This is a genomic window from Paracoccus hibiscisoli (genome assembly GCF_005048265.1).
Lineage (GTDB): Bacteria > Pseudomonadota > Alphaproteobacteria > Rhodobacterales > Rhodobacteraceae > Paracoccus > Paracoccus hibiscisoli.
The window spans coordinates 102,007-125,168 of sequence record NZ_SUNH01000005.1 but is presented as its reverse complement, the minus strand read 5'-3'; the positions used below and the strand labels follow the sequence as shown (position 1 = coordinate 125,168).

General features: G+C 69.4%; 21 protein-coding genes, 1 tRNA gene and 2 pseudogenes. 11 read left to right on the top strand and 13 right to left on the bottom strand.

Going from position 1 to position 23,162, the window contains the following annotated elements; genetic code table 11:
- Positions 1-177 precede the first annotated feature (177 nt).
- Positions 178-414: pseudogene (locus FA740_RS20475) on the top strand (hypothetical protein); the annotation flags it as partial.
- A 271-nt stretch (positions 415-685) separates the two neighbouring features.
- Here FA740_RS20475 and FA740_RS03465 read toward each other — a convergent pair.
- Positions 686-1,714, bottom strand: a complete 1,029-nt coding sequence (locus FA740_RS03465; protein ID WP_136855384.1) for an IS110 family RNA-guided transposase — start codon at positions 1,712-1,714, stop codon at positions 686-688.
- Between the two features lie 87 nt (positions 1,715-1,801).
- Here FA740_RS03465 and FA740_RS03460 point away from each other — a divergent pair.
- A pseudogene (locus tag FA740_RS03460) lies at positions 1,802-2,424 on the top strand (IS5 family transposase); the annotation flags it as partial.
- 267 nt (positions 2,425-2,691) lie between these two features.
- On the opposite strand, the gene FA740_RS03455 reads toward FA740_RS03460, so the two are convergent.
- Positions 2,692-2,768: transfer RNA gene (locus tag FA740_RS03455), tRNA-Met, on the bottom strand.
- A 137-nt stretch (positions 2,769-2,905) separates the two neighbouring features.
- The gene (gltX, locus tag FA740_RS03450) at positions 2,906-4,228 is read right to left on the bottom strand and encodes a glutamate--tRNA ligase (RefSeq protein WP_136855383.1); all 1,323 of its coding nucleotides are present in this window, start codon (positions 4,226-4,228) and stop codon (positions 2,906-2,908) included.
- 80 nt (positions 4,229-4,308) lie between these two features.
- Between gltX and FA740_RS03445 the strand changes: the two genes are divergently transcribed.
- Both FA740_RS03445 and FA740_RS03440 read left to right on the top strand, forming a co-directional pair.
- Complete coding sequence (locus FA740_RS03445) at positions 4,309-4,716, top strand: metallopeptidase family protein (protein ID WP_136855382.1); 408 nt, start codon at positions 4,309-4,311, stop codon at positions 4,714-4,716.
- A gap of 1 nt (position 4,717) precedes the next feature.
- Positions 4,718-5,671, top strand: a complete 954-nt coding sequence (locus FA740_RS03440; protein WP_136855381.1) for a 1-phosphofructokinase family hexose kinase — start codon at positions 4,718-4,720, stop codon at positions 5,669-5,671.
- A gap of 51 nt (positions 5,672-5,722) precedes the next feature.
- Here FA740_RS03440 and FA740_RS03435 read toward each other — a convergent pair whose 3' ends face one another.
- Positions 5,723-6,049 (bottom strand): DUF6280 family protein, encoded by a 327-nt coding sequence (locus FA740_RS03435; RefSeq protein ID WP_042251710.1) that lies wholly within the window; start codon positions 6,047-6,049, stop codon positions 5,723-5,725.
- Positions 6,050-6,423: 374 nt separating this feature from the next.
- On the opposite strand from FA740_RS03435, the gene efp reads away from it, so the two are divergent.
- The 3 genes from efp (at position 6,424) to FA740_RS03420 (ending at position 8,476) form a co-directional block, all read left to right on the top strand.
- Positions 6,424-6,987: an elongation factor P gene (gene efp / locus FA740_RS03430; protein WP_136855380.1), complete on the top strand. Its 564-nt coding sequence runs from the start codon at positions 6,424-6,426 to the stop codon at positions 6,985-6,987.
- A 152-nt stretch (positions 6,988-7,139) separates the two neighbouring features.
- Positions 7,140-8,114 (top strand): MBL fold metallo-hydrolase, encoded by a 975-nt coding sequence (locus FA740_RS03425; protein WP_246053452.1) that lies wholly within the window; start codon positions 7,140-7,142, stop codon positions 8,112-8,114.
- Positions 8,111-8,476, top strand: a complete 366-nt coding sequence (locus FA740_RS03420; protein ID WP_136855379.1) for a DoxX family protein — start codon at positions 8,111-8,113, stop codon at positions 8,474-8,476. The genes FA740_RS03425 and FA740_RS03420 overlap by 4 nt, the downstream gene beginning before the upstream one ends.
- On the opposite strand, the gene dinB is transcribed toward FA740_RS03420, so the two are convergent.
- From dinB to FA740_RS03405, 3 genes are read right to left on the bottom strand one after another with little or no spacing between them, the layout of a single operon-like run.
- Positions 8,473-9,552, bottom strand: coding sequence for a DNA polymerase IV (gene dinB / locus FA740_RS03415; protein ID WP_246053451.1), 1,080 nt, complete (start codon positions 9,550-9,552; stop codon positions 8,473-8,475). The two genes, FA740_RS03420 and dinB, sit on opposite strands and share 4 nt — an antisense overlap.
- Complete coding sequence (gene ygfZ, locus FA740_RS19875; protein ID WP_136855378.1) at positions 9,549-10,268, bottom strand: CAF17-like 4Fe-4S cluster assembly/insertion protein YgfZ; 720 nt, start codon at positions 10,266-10,268, stop codon at positions 9,549-9,551. The genes dinB and ygfZ overlap by 4 nt, the downstream gene beginning before the upstream one ends.
- Positions 10,265-11,929, bottom strand: coding sequence for an ABC transporter ATP-binding protein (locus FA740_RS03405; RefSeq protein WP_136855486.1), 1,665 nt, complete (start codon positions 11,927-11,929; stop codon positions 10,265-10,267). The genes ygfZ and FA740_RS03405 overlap by 4 nt, the downstream gene beginning before the upstream one ends.
- A gap of 299 nt (positions 11,930-12,228) precedes the next feature.
- Between FA740_RS03405 and FA740_RS03400 the strand changes: the two genes are divergently transcribed.
- Complete coding sequence (locus tag FA740_RS03400; RefSeq protein ID WP_136855377.1) at positions 12,229-13,395, top strand: pyridoxal-phosphate-dependent aminotransferase family protein; 1,167 nt, start codon at positions 12,229-12,231, stop codon at positions 13,393-13,395.
- A gap of 126 nt (positions 13,396-13,521) precedes the next feature.
- On the opposite strand, the gene rsmD is transcribed toward FA740_RS03400, so the two are convergent.
- A complete protein-coding gene (gene rsmD / locus FA740_RS03395) occupies positions 13,522-14,091 on the bottom strand; it encodes a 16S rRNA (guanine(966)-N(2))-methyltransferase RsmD (RefSeq protein WP_136855376.1) in 570 nt (189 codons plus the stop codon).
- A gap of 76 nt (positions 14,092-14,167) precedes the next feature.
- Positions 14,168-15,370: an NAD(P)/FAD-dependent oxidoreductase gene (locus FA740_RS03390; RefSeq protein ID WP_136855375.1), complete on the bottom strand. Its 1,203-nt coding sequence runs from the start codon at positions 15,368-15,370 to the stop codon at positions 14,168-14,170.
- 76 nt (positions 15,371-15,446) lie between these two features.
- On the opposite strand from FA740_RS03390, the gene FA740_RS03385 reads away from it, so the two are divergent.
- Positions 15,447-15,932 carry a peroxiredoxin gene (locus tag FA740_RS03385; RefSeq protein WP_136855374.1) on the top strand — a complete coding sequence of 162 codons (486 nt, stop codon included), beginning with the start codon at positions 15,447-15,449 and terminating at the stop codon, positions 15,930-15,932.
- A gap of 69 nt (positions 15,933-16,001) precedes the next feature.
- Here FA740_RS03385 and FA740_RS03380 read toward each other — a convergent pair whose 3' ends face one another.
- The 4 genes from FA740_RS03380 to FA740_RS03365 all read right to left on the bottom strand — a co-directional run bounded on the left by FA740_RS03380 (position 16,002) and on the right by FA740_RS03365 (position 21,932).
- Positions 16,002-17,144, bottom strand: a complete 1,143-nt coding sequence (locus FA740_RS03380) for a GNAT family N-acetyltransferase (RefSeq protein ID WP_136855373.1) — start codon at positions 17,142-17,144, stop codon at positions 16,002-16,004.
- An 89-nt stretch (positions 17,145-17,233) separates the two neighbouring features.
- On the bottom strand, positions 17,234-17,983 hold the full coding sequence (locus FA740_RS03375) for a glycerophosphodiester phosphodiesterase family protein (RefSeq protein WP_136855372.1): 750 nt from the start codon (positions 17,981-17,983) through the stop codon (positions 17,234-17,236).
- On the bottom strand, positions 17,983-18,438 hold the full coding sequence (locus FA740_RS03370) for a RidA family protein (RefSeq protein ID WP_136855371.1): 456 nt from the start codon (positions 18,436-18,438) through the stop codon (positions 17,983-17,985). The genes FA740_RS03375 and FA740_RS03370 overlap by 1 nt, the downstream gene beginning before the upstream one ends.
- A 44-nt stretch (positions 18,439-18,482) precedes the next feature.
- Positions 18,483-21,932, bottom strand: coding sequence for an AAA family ATPase (locus tag FA740_RS03365; protein WP_136855370.1), 3,450 nt, complete (start codon positions 21,930-21,932; stop codon positions 18,483-18,485).
- 122 nt (positions 21,933-22,054) lie between these two features.
- Between FA740_RS03365 and FA740_RS03360 the strand changes: the two genes are divergently transcribed.
- Both FA740_RS03360 and FA740_RS03355 read left to right on the top strand, forming a co-directional pair.
- Positions 22,055-22,435: a CidA/LrgA family protein gene (locus FA740_RS03360; RefSeq protein ID WP_136855369.1), complete on the top strand. Its 381-nt coding sequence runs from the start codon at positions 22,055-22,057 to the stop codon at positions 22,433-22,435.
- Complete coding sequence (locus FA740_RS03355) at positions 22,428-23,147, top strand: LrgB family protein (RefSeq protein ID WP_136855368.1); 720 nt, start codon at positions 22,428-22,430, stop codon at positions 23,145-23,147. Before FA740_RS03360 ends, FA740_RS03355 begins: the two co-directional genes overlap by 8 nt.
- The last annotated feature ends 15 nt before the right edge of the window (positions 23,148-23,162 follow it).

Sequence of the window (23,162 nt, the reverse complement as noted above, 5' to 3'; positions counted from 1 at the left end):
GCAGATGGCGTCCGTTCGCGGGTTCTCTCGGACCGGTGGCGCCCACACGCTCACCGTCTACCCGATCCGGCGTCAGATCGGCGGCGATCATCTTGGAACGGCTGTTTTCGCTAGACCCCAGACCCATTGATTTTACGCTCTTTGGATGGTTCAGGCCGCCGCAAGGAGACCTGATCAATAAGCAACCTCTTCTGGCTGACGGAGGCGCAGATGGCGCGTCTTCGCCCGTTCTTTCCCGAAGTCCCACGGCCCTCCGCGAGTCGATGATCTGCGGGTTCTGAGCGGCATTATCTTCATCAATCGCAATGGCCTGCGATGGTGCGATGGTGCGATGGTGAGGGCATGAACGCCACCGGTTCGAGAGAATGCCCGAACGGAGAATACGGACCGGCCAAGACGCTCTACAATCGCTTCTTTGGCTGCCGCCCGTAATGCAAGAGGCTTTCGTCCCTGTCGGCAAGTGATCGAGTGCGGTCTTCTTTCAGGCCTCTCGGTGCGGCACTTTCAGAAGCCGCGGGCCGGTATGGTGATCAGCGGATCAGGTCCTGATCTGGAAGCCGAGCTGTCTGGCTCTGGCGATTGTCCTGGTTTTCCTGATCCGGATCTGTTCGATCGTTGTGCCCATTCAAGGTCGTCGGCTTCTCACACTCCCCTTCATCCGTGAGGAGCGATCACGTCATGATGTTCATGCCGCAGCCACCACCGCCGGATCCCTGTAGGCTTGGCGCCGTGTCATCATGGCCCAGATCTGCCGGGCCATCCTGTTGGCCAGTGCGATCCCGACCAACATCCCTGGCTTGCGCGCCAGAAGCCGCCCAATCCAACCATCAGCCGCAATCCTTCTGCGTGCGCCCCCCGTGGTCCTGGTCATCGCGCCGATGATCAGCAGGCGCCGGATATCGCTCTGGCCAGCTTTCGATAGACGCCCCAACCGCGCCTTGCCTCCGGAGGAGTTTTGGCGCGGGACAAGCCCCAACCACGCCGCGAAGTTTCGGCCGCTTTTGAATTCCGCCATGTCGGGCGCAAAGGCCTCGACCGCCAGCGCCGTCAAAGGGCCGACGCCAGGCATCGTTTGCAGGAGGCGTGCGGTTTCGGTCTGGGCCGCAAGTGCCTTCAGCGTCTTGGTCTTCGCCGCAATTCTTTCTGTTTTCTCGGCAATCTGCGCCAGCAGATCACGGCATTCATCGATGACAAGCTCAGGCAGGTCGATGCCCGGTCCTTCGACCACGGCTTCCATCCGCTTCAGATGAGCGATGCCGATCGGAAAGGCATGTCCATATTCATAGAACACGGCACGGAGCGCATTCACAAGCTCTGTGCGCTGGTGGACGAGCCGTTCGCGGCTCCGGAATGCGACGGCCTTGGCCTGTTGCTCCTTTGTTTTGGGCATCACAAAGCACATCTCCGGCTGCCGCGCAGCGATCACGATAGCCTCGGCATCAGCAGCGTCATTCTTCTGGCGCTTCACAAAAGGGCGCACGTATTGCGGTGCGATCAGCTTGACGTCATGACCGAGCACCGCCATTTGACGCGCCCAGTGATGTGCGCTGCCGCAGGCTTCGAACACCACCAGACAGGCAGGCTGCGCTGCCATGAAGCCCTGAAACTGGTCACGCGACAGCTTCTTGCGGAACACAATCTCGCCACTCCTCTGTGCACCGTGGAGCTGGAAAACCTGCTTGGCCAAATCCACCCCGATCATAATATCCTTCATCTCGCCGTCCTCTCCCTTGCGTGGCGTTGAACACCACGATCTTGGCACATCGCGATGCCGTCCGGAGAGGGCGGCAACCATCCCATCTGGAAGCGTTGGAGCGATAATGGGGTCTTCGCGCGGATCATGGTCGGTCTGGCCGCCGAAGGCGCCGATCCCAAGACGATCATGATCGATGCCACGTATCTGAAGGCGCATCGCACGGCTTGTAGCCTGCGCGCCAAAAAGGGGGGTCCGATGACACGCGCGGACGTCTGATCGGTCGAACGAAAGGGTTCGAGGGAGAAAGAAACTGTCCAGTGGACAGTTTTGCCCGAGAACGGAACACAAAGCTGCACGCTGTCACCGATGCGACAGGAAGACCTATCCGGTTTTTCCTGTCGGCAGGACAGGTCAGCGACTACACCGGAGCGGCGCCGCTTCTGGACAGTCTGGCGCAGGCCGACTGGTTCCTGGCGGACCGGGGTTATGATGCTGACTGGCTGCGAAAATCGTTGCAGGACAGAGGGATAAAAGCCTGCATTCCCGGCCGGAAGTCCCGCAAGAAAACCGTGAAATACGACAAGCGCCGCTATAAACGCCGCAATCGCATCGAGATCATGTTCGGTCGTCTGAAGGACTGCAGACGTGCCGCCACGCGTTACGACAGGTGCCCGGAAACCTACCTCTCCGCAATCGCATTGGCCGCAACCGTCCTGTTCTGGCTGTGATCAAGAACGAGTCCTGACCCTAGCTATTGCCCTTAGCCCGAGGGCTCACGACGGCTCGATCCAGCGCCTTCATCAGGCGCATCTCGTCAAGGAACAGAACTGTATCACGAAAGCCTGCGCATCATGTGCCCCGGACGATACGTGACGAACCCCAAGGCGGCTCATCAAACCCGTGCCCGCCTCAAGACATCCGACGGACAGCGGAAAATCGCCACTGACCGCCATGTCAGGGCGTTCAATCTGAACAGACGATTGTGAGGAGGGTCTTGGTAGCGGAGGAGGGACTCGAACCCCCGACACGCGGATTATGATTCCGCTGCTCTAACCAACTGAGCTACTCCGCCACAGAGTAGCGGCGATCTAAAAGAATGCCGCGGGGGCGTCAAGCGGTTTCGACGGGTTTTTCCGCGCGACCCGGAGGCGTCTCGCGCGGGGCGGGGGGTGCGGGGGGCAGCAGGCCCCCCGCCGTCGTGGGACGCAATCAGGCGCGCGCCTTGACCACGCGCAAGAGCGGCATCACGTCCGACATGTCGGGGCCGTGGGCCTGGCCGGTCACGGCCTTGCGCAGCGGCATGAACAGGCCCTTGCCCTTGCGGCCGGTCGCCTCCTTGACCGCGGCCGTCCATTCGCCCCAGGTCGCGTCGGTGAACGGTCCCTCGGGCAGCAGGGTCATGGCCTGCGCGATGAAATCGGCATCCTCGGGGTCGATCTGCGGCTCGGCGCCCTCGTTGAAGATGCGCCACCAATCGGCCAGATCGTCCAGCCGGGTGATGTTCTGGGACGCGACGCGCCAGAACCGCTCGGCCTGATCGTCGGGCACGCCCAGAGCCGCGATCCGCTCGGCGACGGCCGCAAAGGGCAGCGACTGGTTGCGCTCGCGGGTCAGCGGCCACAGGTCCTCGGCATCGAACTTGGTCGGAGACGCGCCAAACTGTCCCAGATCAAAGGCCTGCGCCAGCTCCTCCAGCGAGGCCAGCCCCACCGGCACCCCCGACCCCAGACGCGCCATCAGACCCAGGAGCGCCTCGGGCGCCACGCCCGCCTCGCGCAGGTCTTTGAGCGACAGAGCACCGATGCGCTTGGACAGCTCCTCGCCCTTGGCGCCGGTCAGCAGCGAATGATGCGCGAAACGCGGGGGCGTGCCGCCGATGGCCTGGATGATCTGGATCTGGGTCGCGGTGTTCGTCACATGGTCGGACCCGCGCACGATATCCGTCACGCCCATGTCGGTGTCGTCCACCGAACTGGCGAAGGTGTACAGCACCTGCCCGTCGGCGCGGATCAGCACCGGATCGCTGACCGAGGCCGCGTCGATCGAGATGTCGCCCAGAATGCCGTCGGTCCATTCGATCCGCTCCTGCTCCAGCAGAAAGCGCCAGTATCCCTCGCGCCCCTCGGCGCGCAGGCGGTCGCGGTCCGCATCCGACAGCGACAGGCCGGTGCGGTCATAAACCGGCGGCTTGCCCATGTTCAAAAGCTTCTTGCGCTTGAGGTCCAGCTCGACCGGGGTCTCGAACACCTCATACAGGCGGCCCGACGCCTTGAGCGCCTCGGCCTCGGCGCGATAGCGGTCCATGCGCAGCGACTGACGCTCGACCCGGTCCCAGTGCAGGCCCAGCCACTCCAGGTCGCGCTGGATGCCGTCGACATATTCCTGCTTGCTGCGCTCCTGGTCGGTGTCGTCCAGGCGCAGGATGAAGGTGCCGCCGGTCTTGCGGGCGATCAGATAGTTGAACAGCGCGGTGCGCAGGTTGCCCACATGGATGTGGCCGGTGGGCGATGGCGCGAAACGGGTGATGGTCATTGGGCGTCTCCTGTTGCTGTTGCTCTTTCACAGACGGGCATTTTTGTCCATATCGGGGGGACCATGCAGGAGGCGCTGGAATGAGTGACTGGAACGGCCGCACGGCCCCCGACGCGGCCGAGATCGAGGCCATGGCCCGGCACGCCATGACCACCCTGCCCCCCGAATTTCGCGAAGCCGCCGCCCAGGTCGCCATCCGCGTCGCCGAATTCGCCCCCGACGACGTGCTGGACGAATTGCAGATCGACGATCCGTTCGACCTGACCGGCATCTATGACGGCATCCCGGTGACCGAGAAGTCGATCAGCGACCAGCCGGCCGGCCCGGACATCATCTGGCTGTACCGCCGCCCGATCATGGACGAATGGGCGTCGCGCGGGGACGTGAGCCTGGGCGATCTGGTGGTCCATATCGTCACGCACGAGATGGCGCATCATTTCGGCTGGTCAGACGACGACATCGCCACCATCGACCAGTGGTGGGAATGAGATGAGCGGTCAGGCCCCGATCCTGACCGTCACGCTGAACCCGGCGCTGGACCTGTCCACCGCCGCCGACAGCGTGATGCCCGACCTCAAGCTGCGCTGCGACAAGCCGGTGGTCGATCCCGGCGGCGGCGGCATCAATGTCAGCCGCGCGATCAAGATCATCGGCGGCAAGTCCACCGCCATGGTGGCCTTGGGCGGCGCGACCGGACAGCGCATGGCCGAGATGCTCAAGGCATCCGGCCTGGACATCCTGCGCCTGACCGCACCCGGAGAGACCCGCCAGTCGCTGGCCGTCACCGACCGCGCGACGGGGGGCCAGTACCGCTTTGTCATGCCCGGCCCCGAATGGCACATGACCCAGGTCGCCGGCACCATCGCCGCCATCGCCGAGGCCGCCCTGGCCGGGGGCTGGGTGGTGGTGTCGGGGTCGAACCCGCCGGGCATCGCGCCGGGGTTCGAACAGATGCTGACCGTGCGCCTCAAGGACGGGCGGGCGCGGCTGCTGGTCGACACGTCGGGCGATGCGCTGCGCGCGCTGGCGGGGTCGTCGATCCCGGTGGACGTGCTGCGCATGGACAGCCACGAGGCCGAGGGCCTGGCCGGACGCCCCTTGCCCACCCGTGCCGACAGCGCGGAATTCGCGGCGGGGCTGGTGCGCAACGGGGCCGCCCGATCGGTGATCGTGGCGCGCGGCGCTGACGGATCGGTCATCGCCGGACCGGATGGTGCGTGGCACGCGGCCGCCGCGCCCGTCCGGGTGGTCAGCGCGGTCGGCGCGGGCGACAGCTTTGTCGCGGGCTTCGTGCTGGCCATGGCGCGCGATTGGCCGGCCCCCGAGGCGCTGGCCCTGGGCGCCGCCGCCGCATCCGCCGCCGTGATGACCCCCGCGACCGAGCTGTGCCACGCTGAGGACGTGCGCCATTTTTATTCGCAGCGCGTCGTCACCCGCCTGTAACGACAAAGGCCGCCCCGAAGGACGGCCCCTGTTCCGGCGATGCGCAGGGTCTCAGGCGGCTTCGGCCTCTTCGGCCTCGGCGGCCATGCGGCGCTCGCTCTCCTCGCGCGACAGCGCGACCGAGGTGCGCACGCCCTTGGAGACGAATTCCATCAGGCCCTTCACGACACGCTCGTTCGGGTCGATCCCGGCGCAGGACAGTACCTCGCGGCCATCGCGCGACCGCGCCCACCGGGCGATCTGTTCGGGACCGTTGCCGTATTTCTTGTCATCGGCAATGGCGTCATCCAGTGCCGCCAGAACCACCGCCGCAAACAGCTTGCGGGCCCGCTGGCCCTGTTCGAAATTGAAAGCCGAGCCGTCAACAAAATCGCGCATCTTGTTTCGTCCATCTCTTGGGGCCCGGCTTTGGGGGAACAGGGCCCTTGCGGGGGAAACTTGACGTTCCCCCTGTTTCTTGAATCCGTTTCTCTGACGGTGCCAGCGGGCTTAGCCCTTATCGACGCCGATTCGGTATCCCCTCAGCCGCATGCCTGCCATGTCCTTACTGCATGCCGCGCAAATTGCGGCAAAAATCGTGACCGCCTTGCACCGCTGACGCTGCGGCGTGTGTTGTGCCGCCTTGACAACGCCGCAGATCCGTTCTGGTTGCCTGTGACATCAGGCCTCGATATAGGGGGCCGATATTGTCGTTCAACGGCTGGCCCCGGCCGGACGGCCCGAAATTTCCGCAAACGCACGAGACCCATCCCATGCCCAAGATCAACGGCAACGAAATCCGCCCCGGCAACATCCTGGAACATGACGGCGGCCTGTGGGGCGCCGTCAAGGTCAGCCACGTCAAGCCCGGCAAGGGCGGCGCCTTCGCCCAGGTCGAGCTGAAGAACCTGCGCGACGGCCGCAAGCTGAACGAGCGGTTCCGCAGCGAGGACAAGGTCGAGCGCGTCCGCCTGGACCAGAAGGACCAGCAGTTCCTGTACGAGACCGACGGCAAGCTGGTGTTCATGGACAGCGAAACGTTCGAGCAGACCGAGCTGGACGCCGATCTGTTGGGCGACCGCCGCCCCTTCCTGCAGGACGGCATGACCGCCACCATCGAATATTACGGCGAGGAGGCGCTGTCGGTCTCGATCCCGCAAAAGGTCACCTGCACCGTCGCCGAGACCGAGCCGGTCGTGAAGGGCCAGACCGCCGCCAACAGCTACAAGCCGGCGATCCTGGACAATGGCGTGCGCATTATGATCCCGCCCTTCGTCGGCGAGGGCGAGGCGATCATCGTCAACACCGAGATGTTCGAATACAGCGAACGCGCCTGATCGCTGCCGCCTGACGCATGCGCGCCCCGCAGCCCCGCTGCGGGGCGCCTTGCATTCTCACCTTTGCGTGAGGATGCGCGGGAACCGTGGTGCAGGCCGTGCCTGTGCGGGAAGATTCGGTCAAAACCCGACCGCCCCCGAAGGAGATGCCCGTGACCACCCTGTCCCGCCGCCACCTGATGCTGACCGCCACCGGCGCCGCCCTGGCCCTGCCCTTTCTGGGTCGTGGCCTGGCCTTTGCCCAGGAACCCGCCCCGACCGCCTTCCTGCCCACGGTCCACACCCGCGCTCTGGGGGGCATGACGGTCACCACCATCGCCGACGGGCATTTCGATTTCGCGCAGGATCTAATCGTAAACCTGGACAACGCGGCCTATCAATCCGCGCTGCGCGCCGCCTATCTGGACCCCGCCCAGCCCATCCGCGTGCCAGTCAGCGTGCACCTGATCCGCCAGGGCGACCAGCTGACCCTGGTCGATGCGGGCGGCGGCTCGGCCTTTGGCCCGACCACCGGGCATCTGGCCGCCTCGCTGGAGGCGATCGGCGTCGCGCCCGACCAGATCGGGCGGGTCGTGATGACGCATCTGCATCCCGACCACGCGGGCGGGCTGATCGGCGATGCGGGCGCGGTCTTTGCCAATGCCAGCCTGCATGTCCACCAGGACGAGCTTGCCTTCTGGACCGATGAGGAGGCCGCCGCCGCAGCCCCCGCCGATTTTCAGCCCTTCTTCGCGCTGGCCCAGGGCGTGCGCGACGCCTATGGCGACCGGGTCCAGACCTTCGCGGACGATGCCGATCTGGGCGGCGGCGTGTCGGTGATGGCCCTGCCCGGCCACACGCCGGGGCACAGCGGATTGCGCCTGTCGGACGGCGATGCGCAGATGGTCATCCTGGGCGACGCGGCCGCGCTGGCCGCGCTGCAGTTCCGCCACCCCGATGCAGGCATCGCCTTTGACATCGACGGCGCTCAGGCGGCCACGACGCGGCGCAACCTGCTGCAGATGGTCACCGCCGACCGGATCGCCGTGGCGGGCACGCATCTGCCCTTTCCCGGCATCGGCCATGTGGAATCGCGCGGCGACGCCTTTGCCTGGGTCCCCGAGGACTGGTTCGCGACCCGCGCATGAACCCCGCCCTGAACCTGACGGGCCGCCTGCTGATCGCGGTGCTGTTCATCGGCGGCGCGGTGCAGAAGCTCCGCGACCCCGCCCAGGTCATCGCCATGATCGAGGGGCTGGGCCTGCCCGGCGCGCTGGTCTGGCCGGTGGCGGCCTTCAATCTGGTCGCGGGGCTGTGCCTGATCCTGGGGCCGCGCGTGCGGGCCTGGGCGCTGATCCTGGCGGTCTATTGCATCGGGACCAGCTGGTTTCACTGGCAGCTGCGCGCCGACCCCTGGCAGGTCACCATCGTGGTCAAGAACTGGGCCGTGGCCGGGGGCCTTCTAATCCTGGCGGCGCAGGGGCCGGGCCGGTGGGTGCGCTGGCGCTAATCGAACAGCGACAGCTGGGCGGGGCCGTCATCGGGGGTCTCGAACCCCGACAGGGTCACGCCCAGCAGCCGCGCGCCGCGCGGATCGGGCAGCACGCCCGCCGCCAGATCGCGCGCCACCGCCAGCAGTTCGTCCTGTGAGGCTATCGCGTGGCCCAGGCTGCGCGCGCGGGTGATCTGCTGGAAATCGCTGAACTTGACCTTGAGGGTCACGGTCCGCCCGCGCAGATCGTGGCGCGCCACGGCGGCCCACACCTTGGCCGCCAACGGCTCCAGCGCCTCCAGCGCTGCGTCCAGCGTGATGATGTCGGCGGAATAGGTGTTCTCGGCGCCCACCGACTTGCGGATGCGGTCGGGGCTGACGCGGCGGTGGTCGATTCCCCGTGCGATGTTCCAGTAATAGCGCCCGGCCTTGCCGAAACGGCGCAACAGGAAATCCAGGTCCTGCGCGTGCAGGTTGGCCCCGGTGGCGATGCCCATGGCCTGCATCTTGGCCACCGTAGCTGGCCCCACGCCGTGGAACTTGCCCACCGGCAGGTTCAACACGAAGCCCGGCCCCTGCTCGGGGGTGATCACGCACAGCCCATCGGGCTTGTTCTGATCCGAGGCCAGCTTGGCCAGAAACTTGTTGTAGCTGACGCCCGCGCTGGCGGTCAGGCCCGTCGCCTCGCGGATGCGGGCGCGGATCTGGGCCGCGATCTTGGTCGCGGTGCGGCCCTGCAGATGGTCGGTCACGTCCAGATAGGCCTCGTCCAAGGACAGCGGCTCGACCAGGGGGGTATAGTCCAGAAAGATCTCGCGGATCTGCTGGCTGACCTGTTTATACACATCGAAGCGGTGGCGCACGAAGATCAGGTCCGGGCACAGCCGCGCCGCCGTCACCGAGGGCATCGCGCTGCGCACCCCAAAGACCCGCGCCTCATAGCTGGCGGCGGCGACCACGCCGCGCGCGGCCGATCCGCCCACCGCCACCGGCTTGCCGCGCAGTTCGGGGAAATCGCGCTGTTCGACCGAGGCGAAGAAGGCATCCATGTCGATATGGATGATCTTGCGCGGCCCCGGCGCGGGGTCGGTCACAGCGGGGACAGCCGCGCCTCGCCGGCCTGCATCGCGGGGGCCACGCGGTCGTGGCGGACATGGGCGATGGCCTGCCCGCCGGACTGGGTGAAGACCGCGCCGACCTCGCGCCCCTCGGCGGTAATGGGCGTGCCGATGGGCGCCGCGCCGTCGATGCGCAGCGTGGTCAGGCCCTTGCGCAGCTCGGTCTTGTGCTTCATCCGCGCGGTGACCTCCTGCCCCACATAGCAGCCCTTGCGGAAATCGACGCCGTGCAGGCGTTCGAACCCGGCCTCCAGGATATAGGTGTCGTTCGGGATCAGCTCGATCAGCGTCTCGGGGATGCAGTGCTCCACCCGGATCGCGTCCCAATCGGTGCCGTCATCGCCCGCCACCCCGTAATGCCGCCAGCCAAGTGCCGGGTGGCGCGGGTCGGCCACGGCGCCTTCGGGCGCGGGACCGGTGCCGCGGGCCACGGGCATGTCCACGGCCTCCAGCGCGACCTTGCTGCGCAACCGATACATCGACAGGCGGCGGATCAGGTCATCCGACAGCCGCGCATCCACGTCGATCAGCAGCGCGTCGCCGTCGGGGATCACCAGGAAATCGGCCAGATACTTGCCCTGCGGCGTCAGGATCGCCGCCCAGCAGGGGGCGCGGGTCACGTCATTCGTCACCAGCCCCTGCAGAAAGGGCACGCGGTCCTCGCCGGTCAGGCGGATGATCTGGCGGGTCATTCATGGTCTCCGAATTGCAGCGCGACAAGGCGGGCATAGGCACCGCCCCCCGCCATCAACTGGTCATGGCTGCCCTGTTCGACAACCCTGCCCGCCTCCATCACGACGATCTTGTCGGCATTGCGGATGGTCGACAGCCGATGCGCGATGACCAGCGTGGTGCGACCCGCCGACAGCCGGTCCAGCGCGTCCTGGACCAACCGCTCGCTGGCGCTGTCCAGCGCGCTGGTCGCCTCGTCCAGCAGCAACACGGGCGCATCGCGCAGCAGCGCGCGGGCAATGGCCACCCGCTGGCGCTGACCGCCCGACAGGGCCGATCCGCGCGGGCCCACGGGGCTGTCCAGCGTGCGCTGATCGTCCAGAAAGTTGCTGACATTGGCCGCATCCAGCGCCGCCGCCAGATCGGCATCGGATGCCGAAGGCCGGCCCATCAGGATATTGTCGCGCAGACTCTCGTCGAACAGCGCCGATTCCTGCGCCACGGTCGAGAACTGGTCGCGCAGCACCCCCAGGTCATAGTCCGCGACCGACGCGCCGCCCAAGGTGACCTGCCCCCGGTCCGGGTCGACCATGCGCGTCAGCAGGTTGAACACCGTCGATTTTCCCGCCCCCGACGGACCGACCAGCGCGGTGGTCTGCCCCGCCTCGGCGGTGAAAGACAGCCCGTGCAGCACCACCTGCCCGTCATAGGACAGCCAGACATCGTCCAGCGCGATCCGGGTGGTTTCGGGCGGGGTCTGGCGGGGGCCGGACACGATGGTGGGCCGGGTGTCGAACACCTGATAGATCCGCTCCAGGCTGGCGGCGGCGGTCTGCCAGATGCCCGCCAGCCCCCCCAACCGCCGCATCGGCTGGAACGCCAAGGCAAGTGCGGTAAAGAACGCCATGAAGTCGCCGACGCTGCGGTTGCCCTCCATCACCTCGTTGCCGCCCAGGGCCAGCACGGCGACGAATCCGATGCCGGTGACGATGTCGGTCAGCGCCGGGATCACGCTGGAGGTCGCCGCGACCTTGGTCTCGGCATCGCGGATGCGGCCCACGATGCCCGCGAAACGCGCGGTCTGGTCCGCCTCGGCCCGGTTCAGGCGGATCGAGGCGATGCCGTGCAGAACCTCGTCCAGGCGGGTGGCGCGCAGGCTGGCATTGGCGCGGTTCTGGCGCATCTTGCGGCGGATGTAGCGCTGAACCAGCGCCGCCGGCATGATCAGGATCGGCGCCCCCACCAGCGCGCCCAGGGTCCAGATCGGGTCGATGGTCATGGCCACGCCGAACAGCATCGCCAGGCTGATCGCGTCGCGGGTGGCCCCGGTGATCAGCGTGGCCCAGACTCCCTGCACCGCGATCGTGTCGCCCTGGATGCGCTCGATCATGGCTCCGGGCGAATTGTCGCGAAAGAACCGGCTGTCCAGCGTCAGGATATGCGCCAGCAACTGCGTCTGCATGGCCGTCGACACCGACAGAGAGATCCGCGTCAGCAGCGCGCGGCTGGACACCAGCGTCACCGCCCGCAGCACGAAGATGCCAAAGATGGCGCCGCCGACCCACCAGATCGCGCCCTCCTGCCGGCCGATGAAGACCAGGTCGAACAGCGGCTTCAGCATCCAGCTGATCAGCGCCAGGGTCGACCCCTCCAGCGTCATCAGAAAGAACGCCAGGCCCATCTTGCCCTTGTGCGGGTGCAGGTAATCGTCCCACAGCCGCCGCAGCAGGCCGGGCACGCGGGCGGCGTCGGGGCCGGGCGGGACCGTGCCCCCGCGCGTGGCGGCGGCGATCAGGCGGGCGGGGCTGTCTTGGCGCGGGTCCACGGTGTCGTCGGGCCTTTCGGTGGCGGGCGCGCGCGCCCCTTCCTGGTCAGGGCCCAGCCATACCCCGTTCCGGCCCCGTGCCACAAGGCCGCCCCCCGTTGACGCGGACAGGGTGTGGCCCTACCGATCTTGCACGTTGTGAAGGATGATTTGCGATGCCCCCTGGCCCCGACCTGATTGCGATTCCCGGCCCCTCTCCGGTGCCCGCGCGCGTGCTGAACGCGGCGCATCGCGCGTCTCCCGACATCTACGGGGCCGATCTGGCGCAGGTGAACCTGCACCTGATGGCCCAGTTGAAGCGGCTGGCTGGCACGCGGGCGCATCTGGCCCCCTATATCGGCAACGGCCATGCCGGGTGGGAGGCCGCATCCGCCAACATCTTCGCGCCCGGCGATCTGGCGCTGGTCGTGACCAGCGGGCATTTCGGCCGCTCCTGGGCCGAGATGACCGAGGGCCTGGGCATCACGGTCGAGCGGCTGGATTTCGGCGCCCTGCCCCCCGACCCCGCCCGCCTGGCCGAGCGCCTGTCCCGCGACCCCGAGGGGCGCATCCGCGCGGTAATGGTCTGCCAGACCGACACGGCCAGCGCGACCATGGCCGACATTCCCGCGATCCGCGCGGCGATGGAGGGGCACCCGGCGCTGTTGGTGGTGGATGCCATCGCGTCGCTTGGCTGCGCGCCGATGCGGATGGATGATTGGGGCGTCGACGTGCTGATCGCGGCCAGCCAGAAGGGGATGATGTGCCCGCCGGGCGCGGTCTTCGTGTGGTTCTCGGACCGGGCGGCGGCGCGGGGGCGCACGGCGCTGACCTCGCCCTGGTGGGACTGGCATCTGCGGGCGGGGGCGGATGCGCTGTGGCGCTTCTGGGGCGGCACGCCGCCCGTCCAGCAGATCTTCGCCCTGTCCGAGGCGCTGACGATGATCCTGGACGAGGAGGGGCTGGAGGCCGTCTGGTCGCGCCACGCCCGCCTGGCCCGCGCGACCTGGGCCGCGGTCGATGCCTGGTCTGTGGGCGCGGGCGGTGTGCGGCTGTCGGTGGCCGATCCGGCCGCGCGGGCGCTGTCAGTCACGGCGGTGACGCTGCCGGGGGCGGATGCGCTGCGGGCCTGGACGGTGCGGGAATGCGGCGTGACGCTCGGGGTGGGTCTGGGCGCGCCCGACCCGACCGGCGCGCTGCGCATCGCGCATATGGGCCATTGCAACGCAGGCGTCCTTCTGGGCACGCTTGGTGCAATCGAGGCCGGCATGACCGCCCTGGACATCCCGCACGGCACCGGCGCGCTGGAGGCGGCTGCGGCCAGCATCGCCCGCACGACCTGACCGCCACCGGCGGCCGGCACTGCCGCGCCGGGCCGCCGAAGGCAGGCCCGGCGCCACCGCAGCGGCCCCGCGCCGTCAGGCGCTGCCGCGGCCCGCGACCACGCGGATGGACGCATCCCGCCCGCCTCAGGACGGAGCGGCCAGCCGCGCGAGGGTCACCACCGTATCGCCATAGACCCGCCGATCAAGCAGGGTCAGCGCCGCCGGCAACAGCGGAGGGCGCGATTCCTCCCAGACCACGGTCGCGCCGGGCGCCAGCCACCCTCCGTCCATCGCAGAGGCCAGCGCGCGTTCTCCGCGGCCCTGCGCATAGGGCGGGTCCAGGAACACCACCTGATAGCCACCCCCCCGGCACTCCCCCAGCCGGGTGGCATCCCGGCGCAGCAGATCCGTAGCACCCTGCAGCCGCGCCTTGTCCACATTCTGCCGGATCAGCGCCTGTGCCCGCGCCCCGTCATCGACGAATGTCGCATGGGCCGCCCCCCGTGACAGGGCCTCCAGCCCCAAGGCCCCCGTCCCCGCAAACAGGTCCAGCACCCGCGCCCCGGGCAGCGGATTGCCGTGGCTGCCGTTGATCAGCAGGTTGAAGATCGACTCCCGCACCCGGTCGGTCGTCGGGCGCAGATGGGCGGCAGGGTCGCCTTGGCCCAGCTCGGCCAGCTTCAGGCCGCGCAGCGTGCCGCCGACGATCCTCATGATTGCGTCCCGCGGTGGCAGCCGGGGGCATCCTGCCCCCCGCACCCCCCTGGGCCGCCCAACGGGCCGGACCCGGTCATGACAGCAGCACCCTGAGATCCGCCACCGTGGGGATGGCTGCCGGATCGGGGCTGAGGCCGCCCTCGATCAGCCGCTTGCCGATCATGTAGGCGCGGGCGTCGTTCAGCGCATCCACGGCGATCAGCTTGCCCTGCCGGTAATACCAGACCGAGGCCGTGTGATCGCCCTGCTCGGCCCGCGTCACGACCTGATCATGGCCCGCGTTCAGCCCCGCGATCTGTAGCTTCGCGTCGAACTGATCGGACCAGAACCAGGCCTTGGGCGCATAATCGCGGCCCTGCCCCAACATGTCGTCGGCCGCGCATTCCGCCATGTCGATGGCCCCGCCCACGCTCTCCAACCGCAGCCTGCCGCCCTGCCACGGCACGCTGGCGCAATCACCCGCCGCCCAGATCGCCGGGTCCGAGGTCCGCCCCCGGCTGTCCGTGGCGATGCCGTTGTCCAGCGCCAGCCCCGCCGCCGCGGCCAGCGCCGTGTCGGGCAGCACCCCGATGCCCATGATCACCAGATCCGCCGGGATCTGCCGCCCATCGGTCAGCGCCACGCCGTCGGCCTGCGCCTCTCCGGTGATGCGGCTGATGGCCGCGCCTTCCAGGATGGTGACGCCATGCGCGCGGTGCAGGGCGCGGATCAGATCCGCCGTCTCTGCCGCCGCAACCCGGCCTAGGATGCGCGGCGCGGCCTCGATCAGCGTGACCTCCAGCCCCAGCTTGCGGGCGACCGCCGCCGCCTCCAGCCCGATATAGCCGCCGCCGATCACCACCAGCCGCCGCCCCTCGCGCATCTGCGGGGCCAGCGCGTCGACATCGGCCAGCGTGCGGATCACATGCGTGCCCGGCAGATCGCCGCCCATCGCCGCGGGCAGGCGGCGCGGCACCGCCCCCGTCGTCAGCGCCAGCGCGTCATAGGGATAGGTGCCCCGGTCGGTCGTCAGTACCCGTGCGGCCGGGTCGATCGACAGCGCCGTCTCCGACAGGTGCAGCCCGATGCCCTGATCGCGCCACCAGTCGGGCGCCCGCAGCGTCAGGCGGTCCAGCCCCATCTGCCCCAGCAGATAGGCCTTGGACAGGGGCGGGCGCTGATAGGGGGCGGCGGGTTCATTGCCGATGACGGTCAGCGGCCCCTCGTGCCCCTTGGCCCGCAGCCGCGCCGCCATCGAGGCCGCCGCCTGCCCCCCACCCACGATCACGATGCGCATCCCGCGTCCCCTGCTGGCCTGTCCGTCGGCAGCACCCTATAGTCGCCGCGAATCCGTTGCAATTCAGGAGCGTTCCATGACCATCACCGCCGGAGACAGACTGCCCAGGGGCCATTTGCTGCGTGTGGGCGAGGCCGGCCCCGAGGCCGTCGACACCGCCGAACTGATGAAGGGCAAGGTCGCCCTGTTCGGCCTGCCGGGCGCCTTCACGGGCACCTGCACCAACGCGCATATGCCCAGCTTTGTGCGCCATGCCGACGCGTTCCGCGCCAAGGGCGTGTTGCGCATCGTCTGCATCACCGTGAACGACCCCTTCGTGGTCAAGGCCTGGGCCGACCAGACCGGCGCGACCGAGGCCGGGATCGAGGTCCTGGCCGATGCCGATGGCAGCATGACCAAGGCCCTGGGCCTGGACTTCACCGCGCCCCCGGTGGGCTTCTTCGGCCGCTGCAAGCGCTTTGCCGCCCTGGTCGAGGATGGCGAGATCAAGGCCATCGACGTCGAGGACAGCCCCGGCAACTGCACCGTCAGCGCCGGAGAAGCCCTGTTGGACAAGGTCTGATCCACCGCACGACACCGGGGGGTCCGGGGGGCTGGCCCCCCGGACCGTCGCGGGACGCAAAAGGCCCGGTCACGGCGACAGGTCGCCCTTGCGAAAGGGCGTGAACTCGGCCAGCGCCTCGATCTCGGCGCCCATCGCGTCGCGCTCCTGGCGCAGATAGCCCTCCAGCGCGCGCAGAAAGCCCGGATCGCGCACCCAGTGCAGCGAATGGATCGGCACCGGCTCATATCCGCGGGCCAGCTTGTGATCGCCCTGCGCCCCCGCCTCGACCCGCGCCAGTCCATGGGCGATCGCATGGTCGATGGCCTGGTGATAGCACAGCTCGAAATGCAAAAAGGCGTGGTCCTCGGCGCAGCCCCAATAGCGGCCATAGATCGCGTCGGGACCCAGGAAATTCAGCGCCCCCGCGATGGGCATTCCGTCCGCCTCGGCCAGAACCAGCAGGATGTCGTCGCGCATCGTCTCGTGGATGCGGTCGAAGAACGCCCGCGTCAGATAGGGCTGGCCCCATTTGCGCGCGCCGGTATCCTGGTAGAACTCCCAGAACGCATCCCAGTGATGCGGCCTCAGATCGTCGCCGGTCAGGTGCCGGATCGTGCCGCCGAAGCCCTGCGCGCGGGCGCGTTCCTTCCTCAGATCCTTGCGCTTGCGCGAGGACAGCGCCCCCAGGAAATCATCATAGCTGGCATAGCCGCGGTTCAGCCAATGATATTGCTGGGTGATGCGGGGCAGGAACCCCGCCGCGGCGCCCAGGGCGGCCTCGGCCTCGGTGCAGAAGGTCACATGCGTGCCCGACACATCGAGCCGCCCGGCGACCTGCATCATCCCGTCCAGCAGCGCCGCCCGCGCCATGTCGTCGCGCGCCAGCAGCCGCGCGCCGGTCGCGGGGGTAAAGGGCACCGCGCATTGCAATTTCGGGTAATAGCGCCCCCCCGCCCGCACATAGGCCTGCGCCCAGTTATGGTCGAAGATATATTCGCCCTGGCTGTGCGATTTCGCATAAAGCGGCGCGGCACCGACGATGGCGCCGTCGCGTTCCACCGTCAGGTGCAGGGGCTGCCAGCCGCTACCCGTGCCAACGGATCGCGACTGCTCCAGCGCCAGCAGAAAGCGGTGCGAGGTAAAGGGGTTGCCGTCGCCTAGCCCGTCCCAGACATGCGGGTCGATGGCGGCGATGGAGGGATGGGTCGTCAGGGTCAGCATGTCGCTCATGCCCGCAAGATAGGCGGTCCGCAGCGCCTTGTCAGGGGCCGCCTGTGTCGCGGGGCACCGAATGGGGCGCCCCGCCGCATTTTCCGGCATCACGGCACCGGGCGATAGCCCTCGAAGGTCACGTTCTGCGCGACGCGGCGGGCCTGCGCCTCCTCCTCCGCGCTGCGGATGGTCCAGCACAGGACGGCCACCCCCTGCGCGCGCAGCGCGTCGACGCGCGGATTGTCCAGATCGCCCTTATCATGCGAGATGAAGCAGGCACCCACCGCGTCGAAATCGCGGATCTGCGCCAGATCATCCCGGCGGGCCGGGGCCACGCGGGTCCAGTCGGCCTCGGGAAAGGCGCAGGTGGTCAGGCCGACCGGCACATCGGGCGCAGCCTCGTGAAAGGCGGCGATCATGTGCGGGTTGAAGGACATGACCGCAACCGGACCGTCATAGCCCGCCAGCGCCTCGGCCACGCGCGCAGGCAGCGTGCCGACATTCGGGCCGCAGGCGCCGTCCTGATCCTTGATCTCGATCAGCAGGGGCACCTGCCCCGCAACCAGCTCCAGAAACTGCGCCAGCGTCGGCACCGGCTCGTCCGTGCCCAGCAGGCGCAGGCCCGCCAGCGTCGCCGAATCGGTCGCGGCCATGAACCCCTGCGCCCCGGTCAGCCGGGTCAGCTGATAGTCGTGAAAGACCATCGGCACACCGTCGGGGCCGGGCTGGATGTCGCATTCGATGCCGTATCCGGCCTCGATCGCGGCGCGGGCGGCGGCCAGGCTGTTTTCCGGAACCCCCGCCTCGTGCAGGCCGCGATGGGTGATGGGCACCGTCAGAAAGCGGGGGTCCAGCATCAGCGGACCTCGAAGATCGCTTCGATCTCGACCGCGACGCCAAAGGGCAGCGACGGGGCCGAGACGGCGGCGCGGGAATGCCGGCCGGCATCCTGGAACACCTCGACCATCAGGTCGGAACAACCGTTGATGACCTTGGGCTGGTCGGTGAAATCGGGGGTGGAGTTCACGAACCCGGTCAGCTTGACCACCCGCGTCACGCGGTCCAGGTCGCCCACGGCGGCCTTCAGCTGCGCGATCAGCGCCAGGCCGCAGCGGCGCGCGGCGGCCACGCCCTCCTCGACCGAGGTGCCGTCGCCCAGCTTGCCGGTGATCAGCCCGTTCTCATCGGCGCTGATCTGCCCCGAGATGAAGACCAGGTTGCCGGTCTGCACAAAGGGCACGTAATTCGCGGCGGGCATGGGGGCTGCGGGAAGGGTGATGCCCTTGTCGGCCAGGGTTTGCTCGATGCTCATGGGGTCCTCGCTCGTGGTTCGGGGCGACCCTAGCGCGGGCCGCGTCAGGCGACCAGAGCCTCGGCGCGTTTCAGGTCCACGCTGACCAGCTGGCTGACGCCCTGCTCGACCATGGTGACGCCGAACAGCCGGTCCATCCGACCCATCGTCACCGCATGGTGGGTGATGATCAGGAACCGCGTGTCGGTGCGGCGCGTCATCTCGTCCAGCAGGTCGCAGAAGCGGCTGACATTGGCGTCGTCCAGCGGCGCGTCCACCTCGTCCAGCACGCAGATGGGCGCGGGATTGGCCAGGAACACCGCAAAGATCAGCGCCATCGCGGTCAGCGTCTGTTCGCCCCCCGACAGCAGCGACAGCGTCGACAGCCGCTTGCCCGGCGGCTGGCACAGGATCTCAAGCCCCGCATCCAGCGGGTCGTCGGATTCGACCAGCACCAGCCGCGCCTCGCCGCCGCCGAACAGCGTGGTGAACAGCGTCGCGAAATTGGCGTTCACCGTCTCGAACGCCGCCAGCAGGCGCTCGCGCCCCTCGCGGTTCAGGCTGCCGATACCGGCGCGCAGCTTCGCGATCGCGGCCTCCAGGTCGGTCTTTTCCGCGGCCAGGGTGTCGCGCTCCTCCTCCAGCGCGCGCTTGTCCTCGTCGGCACGCAGGTTGACGGCGCCCAGCGCGTCGCGGGCCTGGCGCAGGCGGGCGATCTGCGCCTCCAGCGCGTCGGCAGGGGCGCTGTCGTCGATCTGGCCCAGGGCTGTGCGCAGCTGGTCGGGGGTCTGCTCGGTCTCCTCATGGATGCGGGCGCGGGCCATGACCTCGGCCTCGCGGGCGGCCTCGGTGCGCGCCTCGCGGGCGGCGCGGGCCTCGCGGGCGTCAGAGGCCAGACGCTCGGCCTCGCGCTCGGCCAGGGCGGCGCTGCGGGCGGCCTCCTCGGCTGTGTGCAGCGCGTCGCGGGCGGCGGTCAGGCGGGCGGTCAGCTGCACCTCGCGCGCGGTCAGGGCGTCGCGGCGGTCGGCCAGAATGGCGGGCTGGTCCTGGGCCTCGGCCAGCTCATCCGCGGTGGCGTCGCGGCGGGCGGCCAGCTCTGCCGCGCGCGTGCCCGCCTGAGACAGCCGCAGCCGCCAGCCGGACTCTTCGCGCGCGATCTCCTGCAGGCGTTTCAGGCGGGCATTGGCCTCGCGCTTCAGTTCGTCCAGGGCGGCGCGGCGGCTCATGGTGGCGATGCGCGCGGCCTCGACCCCGGTGCGGGCATGTTCGACCGCCGCCGCCGCATCGCCCCGGTCCGGCAGGGCGGCCAGCTGCTGTTCGGCATCGACCAGACGAAGGCGCGCGTCATCGGCATCCGCGCGGTGACGCGCCAGTTCGGCGCCCGCCCCGTCGGCACGGCTGGCGGCCATGGCCAGATCCGATTCGGCCCGCGTCGCGGCACGGGCGGCATCCGACAGCAGGCGCTCGGCCTCGCGGCGCGCATCGCGGGCGGATTTCTCAAGGGCCGCAGCATCGGACAGGGCGGCGCGGGCCTCCTCATGCGCGTCGCGCGCGGTGTCTGCGCGGGCGCGGGCCTCGTCCGATTGCGCGGCGATCTGCGCCAGTTCGTTGACCTTCTGCAAATGCAGCGCCGCGGCCGAGGTCGCCTGCCCCGCCATCACCCGCATCCCGTCCCACCGGAACAGATCGCCCGCAGGGGTCACCAGCCGCTGACCGGGCGCCAGCGCGGCCTGCATCGCCGCCCCCTGCGCCGCGTCCAGCACCAGCCCGGTCTGGGACAGCCGCCGCGCCAGCAGGTCGGGGCCCGCGACATGCGGGGCCAGCGGATGCACGCCCTGAGGCAAGGGCTGCGGCGTGTCCCAACCGGGCAGCGCGTGCCAGCCCGACCCGTCGCCCGTCACCCCCGCCCGCAGATCGTCGCCCAGGGCGGCACCGAAGGCGGCCTCGTATCCGCGCGCGACCTGCACCCGGTCCAGCAGGGTCGCACCCCCCGACTGGCCGCGTTCGACCAGCCGCTGCAGGGCGGTACGTTCGGCGGCCAGGGCCCCGGCCTCGCCCTCGGCCGCGGCGCGGGCGGCGCGGGCGGCGGCCTCGCGCGTCTCCAGATCGGCCCGGGCGGCTTCGGCGGCGGCCAGCGCATCCTCGGCGGCCTCGACCCGGTCGCGGGCCTGATCCTGGGCGGCATCGGCCTGATCCAGCGCGGCGGCGGCGGCCTCTCCGGCGGCATTGGCGGTCGCCAACGCCTCGGCGGCCTCGGTCGCGGCGCGGTCGGCGCGGGTGAACATGGCGCACAGGTCGGTGGCCAGACGCTCGGCCGATTGGTGGCGGGCGGCCAGGCGGGCCGATTCGTCGGTCAGTTCGGTCAGGCGCGCCTCGACCTCGCGCAGGGCCTCGGAGGCGGCATCGGCCAGGGCCGCGGCCTGATCCAGCCGGTCGTCATGGCCCAGGGCGGCCTGCTCCAGCTGGGTCTTCTCCCAGTCCAGCCGGGCGACGACCTCGGCGGCGTCGCGGTTCAGCGCCTCCTCGCGCTCGATGTCGCGGTCCAGCTGGGCGATGCGCCCGGACAGCGCGACGATGGTCTGGGTGGCGCGGGCCTCGGCCTGGTCCAGCGCCTCGGCCTCGGCGGTCAGGCGGCTGACCAGGGCGGCGGCGATCTGCTCCTCCTCGCGCAGCGGCGGCAGGGCCTCGTCGGCCTGCGCGCGGCGCGCCTGAGCGGCAGCGGCAGCGGCCCCCGCATCCGAGGCCGCGCGCACCGCCTGCGCCAGCGCCTCGACGGCGGCCAGGCGCGCGGCCTCGGCCTCGGACCAGCGACGCAGCAGCAGCACGCCCTCGGCCAGGCGCAGGCTTGCGCCGATCTCGCGGTATTTCGCCGCCGCGCGGGCCTGACGCGCCAAGGTCGCGGCCTGCGCGGACAACTGATCCAGCGTGTCGTCCACGCGCAGCAGGTTCGCCTCGGCCCCGTTCAGCTTCAGCTCGGCCTCATGGCGCCGCGCATAAAGGCCCGAGATCCCGGCAGCCTCCTCCAGGATGCGACGCCGCGCCTTGGGCTTGGCGCTGATCAGCTCGCTGATCTGCCCCTGCCGCACCAGCGCGGGGCTGTGCGCCCCGGTCGAGGCATCCGCGAACAGCATCTGCACATCGCGCGCCCGCACGTCCTTGCCCGCGATCTTGTAGGCGCTGCCCGCGTCGCGGGTGATGCGGCGGGTGATGTCGAACTGATCGTCGTCGTTAAAGCCCGCGGGCGCCAGCCGGTCGCGGTTGTCGACGGTCAGCGACACCTCGGCATGGGCGCGGGCGCTGCGGCGCGTTGTGCCGGCAAAGATCACGTCCTCCATCCCGTCGCCGCGCATGGCGGTGGGGCGGTTCTCGCCCATGACCCAGCGCAGGGCCTCCAGCAGGTTGGACTTGCCGCAGCCGTTCGGGCCGACCACGCCGGTCAGCCCCTCGCGGATGACCAGATCGGTCGGGTCCACGAAGCTTTTGAAGCCATTCAGGCGAAGGCGGTCAAAGCGCAAGGGTCGGGTCCGGTCTGACAAGGAAACAGGGGGCGATTTTCCATGCGCCGGGGGGGCAAGTCAACCGGAGGACCGCGCCGGCCCCTCTGGCGCGGGACCGGCGCGCGCGATAGTCTGGCGCGATGATCCGCACCCTTGCCCTGATCCTGACCTTCCAGCTGGCCGGAGAGATCACTTCGCGCGGTCTGGGCCTGCCCCTGCCGGGGCCGGTGGTGGGGCTGATTGCGCTGGTCCTGGCCTGCATCCTGCGCCCGGCCTTGGCCGAGGCGATCCGGCCCACGACCACCGGCCTGCTGTCGCATCTGTCGCTGTTCTTCGTGCCCGCGGGCGTGGGGATCGTGGCGCATTGGGACCTGCTGCGCGATCAGGGGCTGGGGCTGGCGGTGGCGCTGATGGGGTCGACGCTGCTGGCCATCGCGGCGGGGGCCTGGGCCTTCACCGCCGTCGCCCGCCTGACCGGATCGGAAGAGCGTGAGGCGCTGAGGGACCAGGGCCGTGAGTGATCCGGTCCTGATCTGGTCCTATCTGGCGCAGGAGCCGCTGCTGTGGCTGACCGCGACGCTGCTGGCCTATCTGGGCGGAGACGCCGTGTCGCGGGGATTGGGTCGGGCCAGCTGGGCCAATCCGGTGCTGATCGCGGTGATCCTGCTGGCGGTGCTGTTGGGGGTGACCGGTACCGACTACGCGACCTATTTCGAGGGCGCGCAATTCGTCCATTTCATGCTGGGCCCGGCGACCGTCGCGCTGGCCCTGCCGCTCTATGACAACCTGCCCCGCGTGCGGCGCGCGGCGCTGCCGATGCTGGCGGGGCTGCTGGCGGGGTCGGGGGTGGCGGTCGTGTCGGCCCTGCTGATCGCGCGGGGTTTCGGGATCGAGGGGTCGGTGCTGGCATCGCTTGCGCCGAAATCGACGACTGCGCCGGTGGCCATCGGCATCGCCGAACAGCTGGGCGGACAGCCGACGCTGACCGCCGCGCTGGTGTTGCTGACCGGGATTTTCGGCGCGATTGTGGTGACGCCGCTGCTGAACGCGCTGAAGATCCGCGACTGGCGGGCGCGGGGCTTTGCCGTGGGCGTCGCGGCCCACGGGATCGGCACCGCGCGGGCGTTTCAGGTGAACGCGACGGCGGGCGCGTTTTCGGGCATCGGGATGGGGCTGAACGCGGTGCTGACGGCGATCATCGCACCCGTGGCGCTGCGCCTGATGGGTGGCTGAAGGTGGATATTTGAG

Coding starts and splice junctions, on each gene's coding strand:
- FA740_RS03400 (WP_136855377.1), top strand. CDS start 12,229: ATGCCCCCTGGCCCCGACCTGATTGCGATTCCCGGCCCCTCTCCGGTG.
- gltX (WP_136855383.1), bottom strand. CDS start 4,228: ATGACCATCACCCGTTTCGCGCCATCGCCCACCGGCCACATCCATGTG.
- rsmD (WP_136855376.1), bottom strand. CDS start 14,091: ATGAGGATCGTCGGCGGCACGCTGCGCGGCCTGAAGCTGGCCGAGCTG.
- FA740_RS03445 (WP_136855382.1), top strand. CDS start 4,309: ATGAGTGACTGGAACGGCCGCACGGCCCCCGACGCGGCCGAGATCGAG.
- FA740_RS03360 (WP_136855369.1), top strand. CDS start 22,055: ATGATCCGCACCCTTGCCCTGATCCTGACCTTCCAGCTGGCCGGAGAG.
- ygfZ (WP_136855378.1), bottom strand. CDS start 10,268: ATGACCCGCCAGATCATCCGCCTGACCGGCGAGGACCGCGTGCCCTTT.
- FA740_RS03420 (WP_136855379.1), top strand. CDS start 8,111: ATGAACCCCGCCCTGAACCTGACGGGCCGCCTGCTGATCGCGGTGCTG.
- FA740_RS03390 (WP_136855375.1), bottom strand. CDS start 15,370: ATGCGCATCGTGATCGTGGGTGGGGGGCAGGCGGCGGCCTCGATGGCG.
- FA740_RS03465 (WP_136855384.1), bottom strand. CDS start 1,714: ATGAAGGATATTATGATCGGGGTGGATTTGGCCAAGCAGGTTTTCCAG.
- FA740_RS03405 (WP_136855486.1), bottom strand. CDS start 11,929: ATGGGCCTGGCGTTCTTTCTGATGACGCTGGAGGGGTCGACCCTGGCG.
- efp (WP_136855380.1), top strand. CDS start 6,424: ATGCCCAAGATCAACGGCAACGAAATCCGCCCCGGCAACATCCTGGAA.
- FA740_RS03385 (WP_136855374.1), top strand. CDS start 15,447: ATGACCATCACCGCCGGAGACAGACTGCCCAGGGGCCATTTGCTGCGT.
- FA740_RS03435 (WP_042251710.1), bottom strand. CDS start 6,049: ATGCGCGATTTTGTTGACGGCTCGGCTTTCAATTTCGAACAGGGCCAG.
- FA740_RS03370 (WP_136855371.1), bottom strand. CDS start 18,438: ATGAGCATCGAGCAAACCCTGGCCGACAAGGGCATCACCCTTCCCGCA.
- FA740_RS03440 (WP_136855381.1), top strand. CDS start 4,718: ATGAGCGGTCAGGCCCCGATCCTGACCGTCACGCTGAACCCGGCGCTG.
- FA740_RS03380 (WP_136855373.1), bottom strand. CDS start 17,144: ATGAGCGACATGCTGACCCTGACGACCCATCCCTCCATCGCCGCCATC.
- FA740_RS03375 (WP_136855372.1), bottom strand. CDS start 17,983: ATGCTGGACCCCCGCTTTCTGACGGTGCCCATCACCCATCGCGGCCTG.